The organism is Amycolatopsis sp. NPDC054798, from assembly GCF_053611505.1.
On record NZ_JBSHAM010000003.1, the window covers coordinates 124,457 to 140,857 of the forward strand.

General features: G+C 71.8%; 15 protein-coding genes. 6 read left to right on the forward strand and 9 right to left on the reverse strand.

Going from position 1 to position 16,401, the window contains the following annotated elements:
• Window positions 1-20: 20 nt before the first annotated feature.
• From ACWGIC_RS03395 to ACWGIC_RS03405, 3 genes are read right to left on the reverse strand one after another with little or no spacing between them, the layout of a single operon-like run.
• The gene (locus tag ACWGIC_RS03395; protein WP_452074291.1) at window positions 21-683 is read right to left on the reverse strand and encodes a response regulator transcription factor; all 663 of its coding nucleotides are present in this window, start codon (window positions 681-683) and stop codon (window positions 21-23) included.
• Between the two features lie 10 nt (window positions 684-693).
• Window positions 694-2,340, reverse strand: a complete 1,647-nt coding sequence (locus ACWGIC_RS03400) for a right-handed parallel beta-helix repeat-containing protein (protein WP_452074292.1) — start codon at window positions 2,338-2,340, stop codon at window positions 694-696.
• On the reverse strand, window positions 2,340-3,740 hold the full coding sequence (locus ACWGIC_RS03405; RefSeq protein WP_452074293.1) for a BTAD domain-containing putative transcriptional regulator: 1,401 nt from the start codon (window positions 3,738-3,740) through the stop codon (window positions 2,340-2,342). Before ACWGIC_RS03405 ends, ACWGIC_RS03400 begins: the two co-directional genes overlap by 1 nt.
• A 34-nt stretch (window positions 3,741-3,774) precedes the next feature.
• On the opposite strand from ACWGIC_RS03405, the gene ACWGIC_RS03410 reads away from it, so the two are divergent.
• Complete coding sequence (locus ACWGIC_RS03410) at window positions 3,775-4,449, forward strand: response regulator transcription factor (RefSeq protein WP_452074294.1); 675 nt, start codon at window positions 3,775-3,777, stop codon at window positions 4,447-4,449.
• Window positions 4,446-5,696, forward strand: coding sequence for a sensor histidine kinase (locus ACWGIC_RS03415; RefSeq protein ID WP_452074295.1), 1,251 nt, complete (start codon window positions 4,446-4,448; stop codon window positions 5,694-5,696). The genes ACWGIC_RS03410 and ACWGIC_RS03415 overlap by 4 nt, the downstream gene beginning before the upstream one ends.
• 122 nt (window positions 5,697-5,818) lie before the next feature.
• On the opposite strand, the gene ACWGIC_RS03420 is transcribed toward ACWGIC_RS03415, so the two are convergent.
• The 5 genes from ACWGIC_RS03420 to eccCa form a co-directional block, all read right to left on the reverse strand.
• Window positions 5,819-7,027: a hypothetical protein gene (locus ACWGIC_RS03420; protein ID WP_452074296.1), complete on the reverse strand. Its 1,209-nt coding sequence runs from the start codon at window positions 7,025-7,027 to the stop codon at window positions 5,819-5,821.
• A 15-nt stretch (window positions 7,028-7,042) separates the two neighbouring features.
• Window positions 7,043-7,501 carry a hypothetical protein gene (locus ACWGIC_RS03425; protein ID WP_452074297.1) on the reverse strand — a complete coding sequence of 153 codons (459 nt, stop codon included), beginning with the start codon at window positions 7,499-7,501 and terminating at the stop codon, window positions 7,043-7,045.
• A gap of 11 nt (window positions 7,502-7,512) precedes the next feature.
• Window positions 7,513-8,874, reverse strand: a complete 1,362-nt coding sequence (locus tag ACWGIC_RS03430; RefSeq protein WP_452074298.1) for a hypothetical protein — start codon at window positions 8,872-8,874, stop codon at window positions 7,513-7,515.
• A 16-nt stretch (window positions 8,875-8,890) separates the two neighbouring features.
• A complete protein-coding gene (locus tag ACWGIC_RS03435) occupies window positions 8,891-9,289 on the reverse strand; it encodes a hypothetical protein (protein WP_452074299.1) in 399 nt (132 codons plus the stop codon).
• A 76-nt stretch (window positions 9,290-9,365) separates the two neighbouring features.
• Entirely contained in the window at window positions 9,366-13,331 is a 3,966-nt protein-coding gene (eccCa, locus tag ACWGIC_RS03440) for a type VII secretion protein EccCa (RefSeq protein WP_452074300.1), read from the reverse strand.
• A 173-nt stretch (window positions 13,332-13,504) separates the two neighbouring features.
• Between eccCa and ACWGIC_RS03445 the strand changes: the two genes are divergently transcribed.
• Together ACWGIC_RS03445 and ACWGIC_RS03450 are read left to right on the forward strand one after the other, a co-directional pair.
• Window positions 13,505-13,840, forward strand: coding sequence for a type VII secretion target (locus tag ACWGIC_RS03445; protein WP_452074301.1), 336 nt, complete (start codon window positions 13,505-13,507; stop codon window positions 13,838-13,840).
• A gap of 29 nt (window positions 13,841-13,869) precedes the next feature.
• Entirely contained in the window at window positions 13,870-14,166 is a 297-nt protein-coding gene (locus ACWGIC_RS03450) for a hypothetical protein (RefSeq protein ID WP_452074302.1), read from the forward strand.
• 82 nt (window positions 14,167-14,248) lie between these two features.
• Here the strand turns inward: ACWGIC_RS03450 and mycP are convergent, their stop codons facing one another.
• Window positions 14,249-15,529, reverse strand: coding sequence for a type VII secretion-associated serine protease mycosin (gene mycP / locus ACWGIC_RS03455; RefSeq protein ID WP_452074303.1), 1,281 nt, complete (start codon window positions 15,527-15,529; stop codon window positions 14,249-14,251).
• A gap of 117 nt (window positions 15,530-15,646) precedes the next feature.
• Here mycP and ACWGIC_RS03460 point away from each other — a divergent pair, with 117 nt between their 5' ends.
• Window positions 15,647-16,024 (forward strand): YbaB/EbfC family nucleoid-associated protein, encoded by a 378-nt coding sequence (locus tag ACWGIC_RS03460; RefSeq protein ID WP_452074304.1) that lies wholly within the window; start codon window positions 15,647-15,649, stop codon window positions 16,022-16,024.
• Window positions 16,024-16,395 carry a hypothetical protein gene (locus ACWGIC_RS03465; RefSeq protein WP_452074305.1) on the forward strand — a complete coding sequence of 124 codons (372 nt, stop codon included), beginning with the start codon at window positions 16,024-16,026 and terminating at the stop codon, window positions 16,393-16,395. Before ACWGIC_RS03460 ends, ACWGIC_RS03465 begins: the two co-directional genes overlap by 1 nt.
• The last annotated feature ends 6 nt before the right edge of the window (window positions 16,396-16,401 follow it).

The window sequence follows — 16,401 nt, forward strand, 5'->3', positions numbered from 1 at the left end:
CGGCCCGCGCCGCCGCCTCGCTATCCCGCGAATCGGTAACCCACTCCGCGGACCGTCTCGATCAAGGTCTGTTCCCGCAGTTTGCGCCGCAGCTGGCGGACCACGACCTCCAGCACGTTCGAGTCCGGGTCGGCCATCCGGTCCCACGCGTGCTCGATCAGCTCCCGGCGCGGCACCGGTGCCCCGGCCGCGGCCATCAGCCGTTCGAGGACCAGGAATTCCTTGGGAGCCAGAGTGAGCAGCACGCCCGCGCGGCGCACCTCGCGCGTGCCGGCGTCGAGCTCCACGTCGCCGCGGCGCAGCACGGCCGGGCGGGTCCGCGGCCCCGGGCTCAGCCGGCACAGGCTGCGGACGCGCGCGACCAGTTCCGCCATCTCGAACGGTTTGACGAGGTAGTCGGCCCCGAGGCGCAGGCCTTCCACCCGGTCGGCGGTGCTGTCGCGCGCGGTGAGGAACAGCACTGGCGCCAGCCAGCCGGACTGGCGTCGTCCCCACACGTAGCGAAGGGAGTCGCCCGAGGGAAGCATCCGGTCGAAGACCACGCAGTCGTAGGCGTTGACGAAGAGCGCTTCGTCGGCGAACGGCAGATCGGGAGCCGTGTCCACGGCGAATCCGGCACCGCGCAGCGAAACGTCGAGAGCTGTCCGCACATTGTCATCGTCTTCGACCACCAGCACCCGCACGAAGCCCAGGTTAGCGGGCCACCGCCGCCTCGACGTCGGCGATGCTCAGGCTCCGCAGCTCGTCCCGCGTCGGCACCCGGCCGAGCAGCCGCAACCGCTGGGACTGCGACTTCCGCACGCCCTCGAACAACCGCCGCGCGTCGCGGGCGTTGCCGAAGTTCTCGTCGCGGGCGATCCGCGCGAAGTGCTCCGCCAGCACCGGTTCCGCGGCCCCGTCCAGTTCGTAGTCCTGGCCCGCGGCCATCCGGCCGATGATGCCGAGCAGTTCGCCGGGCGTGTAGTTCTCGAACTCGATCGTCTTGCCGAACCGCGACGCGAGCCCGGGGTTGGCGGCCAGGAACCCGGCCATCTCCTTCGTGTACCCGGCCACGATCACCGCCACCTCGTCCCGGTGGTCCTCCATCAGCTTGACCAGGGTGTCGATCGCCTCCTGGCCGAAGTCGCCGCCCGCCGAGCCCGCCCGCGACAGCGTGTAGGCCTCGTCGATGAACAGCACCCCGCCTCGCGCCTCTTCGAAGATCGTCGCGGTCTTTTCCGCGGTGTGCCCGATGTACTGGCCCACGAGATCGCGCCGCGCCACCTCCCGGAACTGGCCGTGCGGCAGCACCCCCAGTGCTTTCAGCAGCCGCCCGTACAGCCGGGCCACGGTCGTTTTCCCGGTGCCGGGCGCGCCGGCGAAGATCAGGTGGTGGCTCGCGCCGCCGACCGGCAGTCCCGCGTTCCGCCGCCATTCGTTGACCTGCAGCTCGTCCACCAGCGAACGCACCTCGGCCTTGACCCGCGGCAGCCCGACCATCGTGTCGAGTTCGGTCAGCAGCTCCTCCGGGGCCCCGCCGCCGGAACCGGACGGCCCGGTCGCCTCGACCACGACCGGATTCGCCCCCTCGGCGAGGGAAATGCCCGGCTCCGCGGCGTTGTCCACGCGGCACTCTTCGATCGTGCCGCCGCATCCGGCCGCGAACGCGATGCCGACGCCGCGCGAATCCCGGACAGTGCACTTCCGCAGGACCGGCGCGCTGTGCTGGGCGACCGCGATCCCGTCCGAACCGGTCCGCGAGATCTCGCAGTTTTCCAGCACCGGGCGGCCGTATTGGTAGACGTACACCCCGCGCAGCCCGCAGCCGGTCACGGTGCAGCCGCGCAGCACCGGCGCGGCCCCCATGCCGATCACGACGCCGTCGCCGGTCACTTCCTCGACCACGGTGTCCACCAGCCGTCCCGGGCTGCCTTCGATCACCACGCCCTGCTCGACCGCTTTGAGCGAGCAGCCGGTCAGCTCGAACGCCGCCGTCCCCTCGATCCGCACCGCGGGCCCGCGCCCGCCGGTGATCGTGCAGCGGCGCACGACCAGCTCCACGTTCTCCGCCGACAGCGCGGACGACTCTCCGGCGTGCAGCTCGATCCCGCGCAGCGTCAGGGATCCGCCGACCGCGTGCAGCACCGGATGATCCGCTCCGGCTCCGTCGACAATCACCTGCGCCCCGGACTCGGCCGCCAGCGTCACGTGCAGGCCGGACAGGGCGAGCACTTCGCGGTACCGCCCCTCGGCGACGGTGATCTCGGCGTGGTCCGGGGCGGCGGCGAGCGCGTCGCCGATCGTCGGGTACGCGCCGGGCCGGTCGGCGACCAGGAGGCGGCGTGCGTTCGCGGTCGTCATCAGCCCGCCTCGGCCATCAGCCAGCCGCGGCCGGCGGCCTTCGCCCCGGCCTGGAACCGGCTGCGCGCACCGAGCCGGTTCATGATGTCGGCGACCATCCGCCGGACCGTGCGCACGGAGATGTCCAGCCGGGCCGCGGCGGATTCGTCGGTGCTTCCGGAACACAGCAGGGTGAGCAGATCGCGTTCGCGGCGGGTGAGTCCCGCGCCGGCGTCCCGGTCGTCGAGGCCGGTCGGGATCAGCGGCACGGCCTCGGGCCAGATCCGGTCGAACAGCCCCGCCGTCGCGGCGACGACGCCAGGCAACCGGAACACCGCGACCGACGCGGTGCCTTGCCCAGCCCGGTCGTCCGGCAGCACCGCCGCCGTCCGGTCGACGATCAACGCGTCGGTCGGCACGCTGTCCACAGTCCGCACGTCCGCACCGGCGAGGGCCAGGCCGCCGAGCGCACCGGACAGCCGCGCCGAATCGGGGCACAGCACGCGGTAGCGCACGCCGGGCCGCAGCGTGGCCTGGCCGAGCCGGCGCACCGCGTCCGCCGGTCCAGTCCCGGCGGTCGCGCACATGATCAGCACCTCGTTCGCGGCGGACGCCAGCAACCCGTCGATCCCGGCCGGCCGCGGCGCGGAACCGCCGCCCGCGACCAGGCTGAGCTTCGCGCCCGTGCCCGGCTGCCGTTCCCGCAGCACCTTCCGCTGCGCGGCGACGAGTTCCGGCCCCGGTTCCCAGCCGAGTTCGCGGGCCAGCAGCTTCCGCGCGTGCTCGAACGCGGCCAGCGCCTCAGCCGGACGACCGGCTTGCTGCAAAGCCAGCACGAGCCGCGCCCAGCCGCTTTCACGGAGCGGGTCGCGGTCGGCGACCTCGCGCAGCAGCGTGACTGCGTCCGTCGCGCGATCCGAAGCGAGGTACGCCTCGGCGAGCAGGCATTGAAGCTCGGTGCGGCGTTCTTCCCACTTCGCCGCGGCGGCCCGCGCGCCGTCGAACTCGAGTCCTTCGAACGGCTCTCCCCGCCAGTGCCCCAGCGCGGCCGACAGCTGCTCCGCCGCGACGTCGTACTCCGCGCCGGCCAGCGCCGCACGCCCGGATTCCGCCAGCGTTTCGACGAGTTCGGTGTCCAGTTCGCCCGGCAGCACGGTGATCCGGTAGCCGCCCGGCCGGCTTTCCAGCCGCTCCCCCACGCTTTGCCGCAGCTGCCACACGTAGCTGCGCAGGTTGCGCAGCGCGGAGGCGGGCGCGGCCTGTTCATGCCAGATTCCGCCGATCAGCTGATCGACTCGGACCCAGGCGTTAGCGTGCAGGAGCAACAGAGCCAGCAGCGCGCCCGGCTTCGTCGCCCTCAGCTCGATGCGGGTGCCGCTCGACGGGCGGGCCTCGAGCGGACCGAGTAGTTGGAACTGCATGCGCTAACTTTCCATCGGGACACCTGAGGTTTGGATGACAACGGTGATGGTCGTCGAAGACGACGAGAACATGCGGGTCGCGGTCGCCGCGCAGCTGCGCGCGGCCGGGCTCGGCGTGCACGTCTGCGGGGACCTCGCCGCCGCCGGGAGAGCGCTCGGCGCGCACGGGTACGACTGCGCGGTGTTCGACCGGATGCTGCCCGACGGCGATTCCCTCGGCTACGTCGACGCGCTGCGCCGCCGGGGCTGGCACACGCCGGTGCTGTTCCTCACCGCGCGCGACTCGCCCGCCGACCGCGTCGCCGGGTTCGAGCACGGCGCGGACGACTACCTGGTCAAGCCGTTCGCGATGGCCGAGCTGACCCAGCGGGTGCTGAACCTGTGCCGGCGCAGCGGTTCCGACCGGCCCTCGGTGCTGCGCCACGCCGACCTCGTGATGGACTGCGCACGACGCGAGGTCCGCCGGGCCGACGTGCTGCTCACTTTGTCGAACAAGGAGTTCGCCGTGCTCGAGTACCTGCTCGTCCGGTCCGGGCAGGCGGTGAGCCGGGCCGAACTGCTCGACCACTGCTGGGACGCGGCGGCGGAGGACATGGGAGACAAGTCCAATCCGGTCGACGCGGTCGTGAAGCGGCTGCGGCGGAAACTGCGGGAGCCGGAGCTGATCCACGCCGTGCGCGGTCTCGGCTACCGGTTCGGCTCCCGGTGAACGGGTCGGCCGCCGACCGGCTGCGCCGGCTCCGCTGGGTCCTCACCGCCCTGTTCACCACCATGAACGCGATCGGGCTGATCGTGCTCGCCTGGATCGTCGTCAACGAGGACGCCGATCGGGGCGCCGCCGAGGTCACCGCGAGCCTCGACCGCGTCACCTCGTCGGTCAGCAGGCTGGTCGGCTACGACGGCGGCGTGGTCAGCTTCGCGCTCGTCACCAGCGACGAGCTGAACAACCGCTGCCCCCAGTTCGCGATCCTGCCCGGCGGCGCGCAGACCTTCCGGCCGCACGTCTCCGGACACGCCTGCGTGCCGATGGACCTCGGCGTGCTCAACGGGCTCGCCGCCGACGCGATCGGCACCGGCGGCACCGCCGAGGGCCGCCAGCAGAGCACCGACGGCCGGCCGGTCCTGGTGCGCGCGCAGCCGTTGCTGAACCCGTCCGGGAAATACCTCGGGGCCGTCGTCGCGGTCGCCGACCTGAGCGGCACGCAGTCGGCGCACACCCGGTTCGTGCTGCTGGTGGTCGGCGGCTGCGTGCTGCTGATCGCCGTGCTCGGCTTCGCCGGGCACCTGCTGTCCGGCCGGTCGATCCGTCCCGCGGCGGCGGCGTTGCAGGAACAGGAAGTGCTGCTCGCGGAGACCGCGCACGACCTGCGCAGCCCGGTCGCCGCGCTGCGCGCGCTGGCCGAAACCGCCCAGGCGCACCCGGAGCAGCGTGCCGCGCTGCTCCCGAGGACGGTGCAGCTGGCGTCCGACATGGGCAGCATCATCGACAGCCTGCTGGTCCGGGCCCGGCTCGCCGCGGGCGTCGAACAGCTGAACCTGCAACCGGTGTGGCTGGACCAGCTGGTCACCGACATCGCCGAGAGCGCGCACACCGGAGGCGCGCAGGTGACCGTGACCGCGGCCCCGACGAAGGTGAACGCCGACCCGACCCTGATCCGCCGCGCGGTCGGCAATCTGCTGGACAACGCCGTCCGCTACGGCAGGCAGCCGGGCGCGGAAGCGATCGTGCACATCACCGTCTACGGCGGCACGGTCACCGTCGCCGACCACGGACCCGGCATCGACCCGTCGACCGCCGCGGACGCGTTCGACCGGTTCAGCAGCACCGGTGGTTCGTCCGGCCTCGGGCTTTCCATCGTCCGGTGGGTGGCGCAAGCCCACGGCGGCGTGCTTTCGGTGTACAACGCGGACGAGGGCGGGGCGATCTTCGAACTTCGCTTCCCGCAGGCGGCGTAACGGCCGGGCCGGGGATTTCCGGTCCGGCCGCGGCCTTTCGGCGCACCCCGCCGAGGCAAGACACCGCTCCTCCCCACAGCGCGACGGCCGGGCCGAGAGCTTCGATCCGGCCGTCGCACTGGTCAGCGTTCGTCCGTGCTGGTGATCAGTTCCACGGTGCCGGTCCCCGATTCGCCGAACCGGTTCGGGCGCGCCGCGAATCCGTCCGGGGCGCCGCTGGCCCGGCCCCGGAGCGCGACCGCCACCCCGTCGTTGGCGGTGGAACGGCGACGCCCGTTGGCCGATTGGCCATCGGTGTTCTCGGCGGTGCCGGGCCGGAGGGTTCCGGCGGTTCCGGCACCCATGCCGTGCGGAGTCATCGGCGGCACCATCCCGCCCGCACCGCCCCGCGCCGAACCGCTCGACGCGCCCTCGGGTTCCACGCTGCTCCGTTTCGCCGCCGTGGAACGCAAGGCGGGCATCGCGCCGAGACCTGCGCCTGCCGCGCCGAGCGCGCCGAACGGCAACCCCGCGGCCACCGGCGCGGAGCCAGCCGGGGAAAGTCCCGGCATCCCGCCGATCGCACCGCCCAGGTCGCCCGGCGACAGCGAGCCCGGACCCAGCCCGGCGAGCGAAAGCCCTTGTCCCGACTGCCAATCCTGCGGGTTCAAGCTCAGGCCGTGTGCGTTCGCGGCTCCGGTCAGGCCGCCGGCGAGCTTCGACAGGTCCGGTGACGTGCCGCCGCTCCCGCCGCCGATTCCCGCAGCCTGGGCGAGACTCTGCACCTCGGTCAGCAAGTTCACCGCCGCGTCCGCCGTCTTCACCGCGTCCGCCGAAGAGATGGTGAAGTTCGGGATCAGGTCCGCCGGATTCGTCACGCCCGCGGCCCCGCACACCGCGAGCATCGCGCCGTCGTACTGCGCGCCGAGTTCGTTCATCGCCGTCGCGGAGCTTTGCCAGGCCTGCAAAGCGAGTTCCCAGGCGAGCGGGTTCATGCGCGTCGTCACGTACTCGGCGTAAAAGCCTTCGACCAGGCCCTGGGTCACCGGCAGAGTGTCCGCCAGCGCGTTGAGGTGGGTCGAGACCTGCGACGCGGCGATCCGGTCGCTCCACGTCGTCAGGTCCGCGATCGACCGGCCGACCTTGGCCTCGAAGGAATCCGCGGCCTTGTCCTGCCAGCCGGCCAAGGTCACGGTCCCGGCGTTGCGCCGCAGTTCCTCGGCGGCGGTCTGGCTCCAGGCGTGCACCTCCGACCACATCGTCGCCGCGGAACGCAGCGTCGGGATGTGCGCCTGTTCGGCGTCGATCATCGCCTTGTGGAAATCGGGAAGCAGCAAGTTGTAGGGAATCACCGGTCAAACTCCTCTTCAGACGGATTGCGGGGCGGACGGATGTTCTGGCGAGGCCCCGCCCGTGCCCGTGCCGGTCCCAGTGCCGGTGCCAGTGCCCGTGCCGGTGCCCTGGGTTTTCCCGGCGCCGGAGCCGGAGAACTGCTTGAGGACGCCGATCCCCTTGTCCGCCAGCTTCATCGTGGACGTCGCCAGGTCGATGCTGTTGATCAGGTCGGTCGCCTTGTACTGCGCGGCGGCGGCTTTGACCTTCGCCGAAATGGTCGTCATGTCCTCGCTGGTGTTGCCGATGTAGGCGCTGACCACGCCGGTCGCGGCCTTGTCCAGCACGGCCATCAGGATTCCCTCGACCGTGCCCAGCGGGCTGACCCCCTCCCCCAGCCGGGCCAGCGAAGCGGGCGGGGCCGGGGCCTTGGTCTGCGCGGAGAACACCGCCATCGCCTCGGGGTCCCCCTTGATGAAGGATGCGTCGGACATCTTTCCCCTCCTCAGGTTCGGTAACTGCGTTCCGGGCCGGCGCCGCCGACCTGCCACAACTCTTCGTCGAGCACTTCGACCGGCTCCGCGCGCTCGACCGGCGGCGGCGGTTTCTTCGGAGCCTTCGCCGGGGCCGGTTTCCGGCGGCGCTTGCCCTCGGTTTCCCGTCCGGCCAGCACCACCCCGGTTTTGCCGTCCGTCTTGCGCGAGCGGACCGCGTTGACGTGTTCCGCCGCCCCCGGCCGGATGCCGCCGGAGCCGGAACTTCCCCGCCCGGCCCCGGATTGCGGCGGATACATCGGCGGCATGCCGCTGCTGCCGGTGGTTCCGGCACCGGCCGCCGTCGCCGTCCCGGCGGGTGCGGCTCCGGCGGAAAGCCCGGACTGCGCGCCAAGCGGCGAGACGGTGCCGCCCCCGCCCGCGGCTGCCCCAGCCGGACCGATGCCGCCCCCTCCGGCTCCGGTCCCCGCTCCCCCGCCGACCGCGCCCGCGAGCCCCGGCAAACCGGAATCCGGTTGCGGGACCGAGGAAAGGTCGGCGGGCTGGTACAGGTCGGCGGGGTCGAACGCGGTGCTCAGCGGATTGGGCACCTGCGCGGGATTTCCCCCGCCGCCTCCCGCGTTCTTCGCCAGGTCGAGCAGCTTGCTCGCCACGTCCACCGCGTTCTTCGCGGTGACCACCGGCGATTCGGGCGAGTTCTCGGCCGGATCCTTCGCCGGGTCCTCCGGGTCGGGAACGTCTTGCGGAGCCGGGCTTTCCTCCGGATTCGCCGCCGGGTCGCCGCCGCCGCCGTTGTTCGGCACGCCCGGCCCCGGCTGGTCCGAAAGGGAGGGCAAAGCGGCCTTCGGGTCTTCGCCCGTCAACAGCCTGCCGGGAGCGGCCAACAGTTGCGAGGCCGCCCGCTGGTAGAAGGGCGCCAGTCCGTCCAGTTTGTCGGCGACTTCGTTGCGTGCCCGGTCCACGTCGTCTTTCGACGCGTCCGGCGCCAAACTCGCGATCTTGCCGTCCGCGAAGTCCCGCGCGCGGTGGATCTCGTCGATCAGCTTGTCGATCGCCTCCTTGATCTGGGAGGTGGTCGTGCTGGTCGTCAGCGGACCGCCCGATTCGGGGCCGCCGGCCATCTTGTCGGTCCAGGAGAACGCGACCTGCGCCACTTTGAGCGCCTCGGCGTCGAAGACGCTGCCCGCGAAGTCCTTCCAATTGCTGCGGAGATTGCGGCGCATTTGATCCAATTTGTCTGCTTGGAGCGCCAGCCAGGGCCGGATCGCCTCCCACATCGCCGAGGCGTCGGCGAGCAAGGGCACGTGCTGTTCGCACTCCGCCACGATCAGGCCGCGGAGTTCGCCGAGCTGCATGCTGCGGTAGTCGGTCATGCCGGTCGCCCGCTTCCTACTGCTGGCGCCCGGACGTGAGCGACGGCAGCACCGCGGGCAGGCCGTCGCCGGTCATCTTGCCGAACGCCGTGCGGGTGTAGTCGTCGAAGGCGGCCCTCGCGAGAGCGTCCTTGTTGGCTTCGTCGGTGAAGTGGTAGTTCCGCGCCGCGTTGTGGGCGAAAATCGCCAGTGCGTTGACTGTCTCTTCGAACTGGGTGAGGAACCGGTAGAGCCGGTCGGTGCTCGCGTTGTCGGCCTCCAGCACGGATTCGTGGCCGTTCAGCATGCTGGCGCATCCGCCGCCGCCCCGACCGGTCGCCGCGACCGGGATCTCGTCGCGGACCAGGTTCGCCGCGTTCTCGGCGAACCGCTCCATCTCGGCCGGGATGCCCTCCATCTTGTCCGGTGGTGCCATCGCGCTCTCCTGCTTCCCCTCGTCTGTCCACAGTGGTCTTTTCAGCTGGTCTTTCCGGTCGCAGTGGCCTTTCCGGTCACGTCCGGGGCGGCGACCAGGCCAGCTGCACCAGCCCCTTGTTGCCGCGCCGGTCGACGAGCCAGCCCCGGCCGGGAGGCAGCACCTGCGCGCGCATCCCGCCGAGCAGCGGGCCCTCGTCCCGGTCGCCGGACATCAGCACGCCGGCCGCGCCGACCTCGCGCATGCGGTTGAGGACCGGTTCGTACAGGCCCTTGCCCGCGCCGCCGGTGCGGCGGGCGAGCACGATCCGCAGGCCGATGTCGCCCGCCTGCGCGGCCAGCGGCAGCAGCGGCATGAGCGGGTGGTCCTTGTGCGTGGCGACCATGTCGTAGTCGTCGACGAGCACGAAGATCTCCGCGCCCTGCCACCAGTTCTTCGCCCGCAGCTGCTCGGGCGTGACGTCCGGGCCGGGCAGCCGCCGCGACAGCCGGGTGACCACCTCGTTCATCAGCGCGATGCTGTGCGCGTCGTTGGTGCCGGTGCCGAGCAGGTACTCGTCGGGGATCTCGCCGAGCAGCCCGCGCCGGTGGTCGATCAGCACGATCCGCGCCTGCTCCGGCGTATAGGCCGCGCAGATGCGACGGGCCACCGTGCGCAGGAACGAGGTCTTGCCGGACTGGGTGTCGGCCAGCACGAAGAAATGCGGATCGTTCGCGAAGTCCAGCCGCAGCGGCGAAAGGTCGTGCTCGTGCACGCCGATCGCGAGCCCGGCGTCTTCTCCGCTCAGCTCGTCGGCGGCGGGAAGCTCGTCGTAGGCCAGCACGCCGGGCAGCAGCCGGACCGGCGGAGCCGCCGCGCCGGGCCACGCGTCCGCGACCGCCGCGACCAGACCGGCGATCCCCTCGGGCAGATCGTCGATGCCGTGCCCGCCGTCGATGCGCGGCAGCGCGATCAGCATCTGGTGCTTGCTCGCCGACAGTCCCCGGCCGGGCCGGTCGGCGGGAACGCCCATCGCCGCGCGCCGGTCGATGATCGAGTCGATCGGGTCGCCGATCTTCAGCTCCAGCCTGCTGGCGAACAGGTCGCGCACGTTCATCCGCAGGTCGAACGACCGGGAGCACGCGGCGACCACGTGCACGCCGTAGGCGAGACCGCGCGCGGCGATGTCGCTGACGAGGTCCTCCTGCTGGTCGAAGTCGTTGCGCAGGGTGAGCCAGCCGTCGATCACGAGGAACACGTCGCCGTGCGGGTCGCCGGGGAACTCGCCCGCGGCCTTGCGCTTGCGGAACGTCGCGACGCTGTCGATCTTGTGCTCGGCGAACAGCCTCTCCCGCTGAGCCAGCAGGGAGGCGACCTCGGAAACCGTGCGACGGACCGCGCCGGCGTCCAGCCGCCCGGCCACGCCGGCCACATGCGGCAGCCCTTCCAGCGACGCGAGCGTCCCGCCGCCGAAGTCGAGGCAGTAGAACTGAGTTTCGCGCGGCGTGTGCGTGAGCGCGAGGCTGAGGATCAGAGTGCGCAGGGCCGTGCTCTTGCCGGTCCGCGGGCCGCCGATGACCACGACGTGTCCCGCCGCGCCGGACAGGTCCAGGCTCAGCGGATCGCGCCGCTGCTCGTACGGCCGGTCCACCAGGCCGAGAACCGGCCGCAGCGCGCCGGCGAGTTCGGTCGAGTTGGCGGTCAGCCCGCGTTCGCGGTGCGCGACCAGGTCCGGCAGCAGTTCGTCCAGGGACGGCGATTCGTCCAGCGGCGGCAGCCACACCTGGTGCGCGGGCGTGCCGCGGCCGACCAGCCGGTCGACCATGATGTCCAGCAGCGTCTCCCCGACCGCGGACTCGGGCACCGGCTCGGGTTCGGCGGCGTCCCCGGCGTCGATCGCGGGCGCGTGGTAGGCGGTGGTGTATTCGTGCAGCACCAGGTCTTCCGGCGGGCTGACCGGACCGCCGGACGGGCTGACCCGGCGGTGCACGCCGGACACGTAGGCCGAGCGGAACCGGACCATCGATTCGGTGCCCACCTTGAGGAACCCGTTGCCCGGCGCCCTCGGCAGCTTGAACGCGTCCGGCACGCCGAGCACCGCGCGGCTTTCCATCTCGGAGAACGTCCGCAGGCCGATCCGGTAGGACAGATGGCCTTCCAGCCCGCGCAGCCGTCCCTCGTCCAGCCGCTGCGAGGCGAGCAGCAGGTGCACGCCGAGCGACCGGCCCAGCCGTCCGATCTGGACGAACATGTCGATGAAATCCGGCTTGGCGGAAAGGAGCTCGGAGAACTCGTCGCAGATGACCAGCAGCGTGGGCACCTCCGGCAGCGGGGCCCCGGCCTGGCGGGCCTTCTCGTAGTCGCGCAGCGAGGAGAAGTTCCCGGCCGCGCGCAGCAGTTCCTGGCGCCGGATCAGCTCGCCGTTGATCGCGTCGGTCATCCGGTCGACCAGGTGCAGTTCCTCGGCGAGGTTGGTGATCACCGCGCTGGTGTGCGGGAGCTTGTCGAGGCGGGTGAAGGTCGCGCCGCCCTTGAAGTCGATCAGCGCGAAGTTCAGCGAACTCGGCGGATGCGTGATCGCCAGCGCGAGCACGAGCGTCCGCAGCAGCTCGGACTTGCCGGAGCCGGTCGCGCCGATCAGCAGCCCGTGCGGGCCCATGCCCTCTTGCGCCGACTCTTTCAGGTCGAGGTCGATCGGGGCGCCGTCCTCCTGGATCCCGAACCGGATCCGCAGCCGGTCGCGGTTCGGCCGCGGCACCCAGGTGTCCTCCGGCGAAAGGTCGTACGGATCGCCCAGTCCCAGCAGTTCGGCGAGGCCGAGTTCGGAACTCAGCGGCGCGTCGCGGATCCCGGAGCTGAGCCGCAGCGGCGCGAGCTGCCTCGCGAGTCCTTCGGCCGCGGCGCTGTCCAGGAAATCCGCGTCGCCGAGCTGTGCGTCGCCGTCCGCGGTCCGGCTGGAAAGCGCGCCGTCGGCCCCGACCGACAGCAGCACAGCGGTCCGGGCGGGAACTCGCGGCGGCGGAGTCGTCAGGTCGAACACCGTGACGCCTTCCACGCCGCCGCCGGTCATCAGGTGGTCCGACCCGGCGACCTCGCCGCCGTCCAGCACTACGACCAGGTACGGCCCGGGCACGCTGACCTGCTGGTCGGGATCGAACCGCGGCCGGGAGCCGAGTTCCTCCTCCAGCATCGACTCCAGCGCCGACACCGCCGGGACGACCAGCCGCAGCGGGCCGAGCGCGTCGGAACGGGACGGATGCAGCGCGTGCGGAAGCCATTTCAGCCATTCCCAGTCGGCGCGGCGGTCCTCGCTCACGCACACCGCGACGCGGAGATCGTCAGGCGACTGCAGCGCGGCGAGCTGGGCCAGCACGGCCCGCAGCATGCCGAGCGCCGCGGCGCGGTCCCCGCGCACGTGGATCCGGCTGAACCCGTTGACGGCGATCGCCAGCGGCAGCCCGCCGACCGTGCGATGGGCGGCGAGGAACCGGCGCAGCGCCAGCGCCGACAGCGGTTCGAGCTCTTCGAGCGGCAGGGTGTCCGGTGCGACGAGCGCGAGCGCCGGGCTCTGCGGACCGCGGCCGATCCGGGCCACGGCGAAATCCTCGTCGTCCTTGCGCCGCTCCCACAGCCGGTAGCTCGCCGCGAGCGACCACAGCGCGGCCGGTTCCGGGTGGAGGTAGTCCATGGCCGTGCGCTGGCGACGCACCGCTCTGCGCAGCCGCACCCGGTGCTGCGCCAGGTGCCGCAGGTACTTCCGCCGGGCCTGGCCCATTTCCCGTTTGCTCGGACCGCCGCTCTGCAGCAGGCCGGTGAAGATCATCCCCAGCATGCCGACGCCCATCAGCCCGTACACCGCGAACCGGAGCGAGCCGCCGAGGTTGCCCGAGTACAGCAGCAGCGTCGACCCCATCATGGCGAGCATCGGCAGCACGGTGAACACCTGCGCCCACTGCCGTCCCGGCGGGGGCGGGATCGCCGGGGGCGGCTGCAGCATCAGCTCGCCGGCCGGCATCTCCGGGGCCGGTTTCCGCGCGGGCCGCTTGACCAGGACTGTCGCCATGGCCCCGATCTTGCGCGTCCGGAGGGCGTTCCGGGCGGCCGTGGCAGGAACGTGCCGCGAAGCGGGTATCGCCCGCCGGAAGAACTAGCTTCGGAAAAGCAGGAAGGCGGCCGGGAAAGGGGGCGCGTTCCCGCGATCGAGAACGGAGGGAACTTGTGACAGGGTTCAATTTCATGAACGGCGATCCCACGCAGATGCGCGGGATCGCCGACAACTGGCGTAGCCTCTACGAGGAAGTCGCGAACCGCAACACCAGCCTCAACGCCGGGAACACCGGGCTGGAAGGCGTCTGGAAGGGCGCGGGCGGGCGGATGTTCCAGGGGATCGAGCCGGACCGGTACGGCCAGAACCAGCGGCTGACCACCACCGGCCACGGGCTCGCCGACACCATGACGACGTCGGCGAACAAGTATTTCGAGAACGACGCGGACAACGGCCGCGCGCTCAGCGCGACCGGCGATTTCCAGATCGACACCGGGTCGTTCGGTTCCGCTTTCGGCGCCGTCTGAGCCGCCCCAGAAGCAGAAAGGAGACCGCAGTGACCGACCAGATCCTGATGTATTTCGACCAGGTCCAGAGCCAGGCGCAGGAGATCTTCAAGGCCGCGGGCCAGGACTCGACGTCGTTCGGCGACGTCTACCAGCGCGCGAAGGACGCGTTCTCGAGCGTCCTGACCGACGGCAACGGCCACGAGATGGACGCCGCGATGGGCCAGAAGTTCAAGCTGGACAACGAATACAACGACCGGGCCCAGGCGATGGGCCGCGCCACCGCCGATTCGGTGGACCGGTCGCAGCAGTGCGTGCAGAGCTGCGCCGCCACGTGGCAGGTGTGATCCGCACGCGAATCCGGAGAGCGCGCCCCGTCCGAAGACGGGGCGCGCTTTCTTGTGTCCGAAAAGGACAGTCTCATGAGGACTAGCCGAGCAGCGAAACCTGATCCGGCAATTCCGCCGCGACCGGCTCAGCAGGCAGCGCCGCGGCCCGTCCCGCGCGCCACCCTCGACGGCCGCCTCGGCGCACGACCACCACGATCAGCACCACCAGCGCCAAAGCTCCGGCGCCGCCGAAAGCCAGCCAGGTCGCGGTCGAGGCCGTGGCCCGCTCCCACTCCGCGTGCGCGACCGCGGCCTGGTCCACCGGAGCCGGGTGATACGCCGGGACGCGTGCCGGCGGCGCGAGGTTCATCCCGTCGGTGACCGCGCGGTACGGGTTGACCAGACCGGCCCCGTACGCGTCGCTGGATTGCCCGCCCCTGGCCGGGCTGGCGGTGGCTCGCAGCCGCCGGATCACCTCCGGCGCGGACAGATTCGGCCAGGCCGCACGCACCAAAGCCGCGGTTCCGGCGACGAACGGAGTGGCGAAGCTGGTCCCGTCGTCGTAAGCGTGCCCGTCCACTCGGGTCGCGGCGAGCACCTTCGCCCCCGGCGCGACGATCCCGACGTACGGCCCGATCTGCGAGCTGGACGCCCGCGCCCCGTCGATGTCCACCGCTCCGACGCCGAGCACCCCGGGATACGCCGCGGGATACGACGGGAGTTCCGCCGACGCGTTCTGCTGCGCGTTGCCCGCCGCGGCGACCACCACGACGTCGCTGGCCACCGCGTAGGCGACCGCTTCGCGGATCGCCGGGAAGTCGGCGGTCCCGGACATCGACAGGTTCAGCACGCGCGCGCCCTGCCCGACCGCGTAGACGATGCCGTTCGCGACGGTCTGCGGATTGATCCGCTGGATCTGGCCCTGGTCGGTGAGATCCTGGTCGCTGACCCGCACCGGCAGCACCGCCGCGTCCGGGGCGACGCCGCGGAAACCGACGCCGGGCAGCGCGTCCGCCGCGACGATGCTCGCCACCGCGGTGCCGTGCGAATCGCAGTCGAAGGAGCCGGGAAGGTCCTGTCCCGCCACGAAATCCCGGCCCGGCAGCACCTTTCCGGCGCGACGCAGCTGCGGGTGGTCGGCGTCCACGCCGGAATCCACCACCGCCACCGTCACGCCGCCCCCACGCGTATACCGCCACGCGGATTCCGGCGCGAGCGTCTGCTGCGCCCAGGGCTGAGCGGTGATCTCGGGGTGCGCCGGTTGCGCGTTCGCGCAGGCCCCCGCGGGCGGGGCGGCCCGCGCCGCTCCCCCGCCGAGAACGAACTGGAACGACGCCACGGCGAGCACGGCGGCGACAGAAGCCTTGCGGTGTCGGGTCACCCTCGCGATAGTGCGGCACTTCTCGCCCGTTCCCGGCTCCGTGGCCGCTACCGGTCACCGCCCGCCACAACCGCGCGCGCGGCTCCAAACTGGCTTCCGGAAGCGAGGAGGACCGGCATGGACACGCCACTGCACCTGAACATGTACGAGGAATACCGGCAACTGGCCGCCGACATCCGGGCCGCCCAGGCACAGGCGGCCGAAGTCCGCGCCGAAGCCTCTTCCGACGACGATCTCGTCACCGCGGTCGCGAGCGGTTCCGGCGAACTCGTCGAACTGCGCCTGGACTCCCGGATCTACCGGACCCCGGATTCCGCCCAGCTGGCCGCCGACATCACCGCGGTCGTGCACCGGGCCGCGGACCTCGCCCGGCAGGAGGCGTTCTCGATCCTGTCCGCGTTCCTGTCCCCCGGCGCCAGCCCGGAAACCGCGGACTTGCGCGCCGATCCGATGCTGCACGAACTCGACCGCCAGCTCGCCGGGAGGGACCGCTGATGGCCCCGGAGAAACCCGCCCCCGGCGAGCACCTCGTCGACCTCGCCAACCCCGGCGGATACGCCGGGATGTACCCCGACGCCACCGAAAAGGTCTTCCGCGCGCTGGCACAGCTGCAGCAGACCTACCACGACGCCCTCACCGGCATCCGGAACGATCTGCAGAAGGAGTACCGCGTCGGCAACGGCGCGACCGGCCAGGCGTTCATGGATTCCTATCGCGATTGGGCGAAAAACCTCGACCGGAACGCGCAGCTGGCCTCGCTCGGCCTCGCGCATCTGACCGACCAGGCCGTCGGGCAGATCGCCGACTACCGCGCCGCGGACGCGAAGAACGCCGCCGCGCTGCGTTCCTCCCAGAACGGGCAGTAGGCGAGC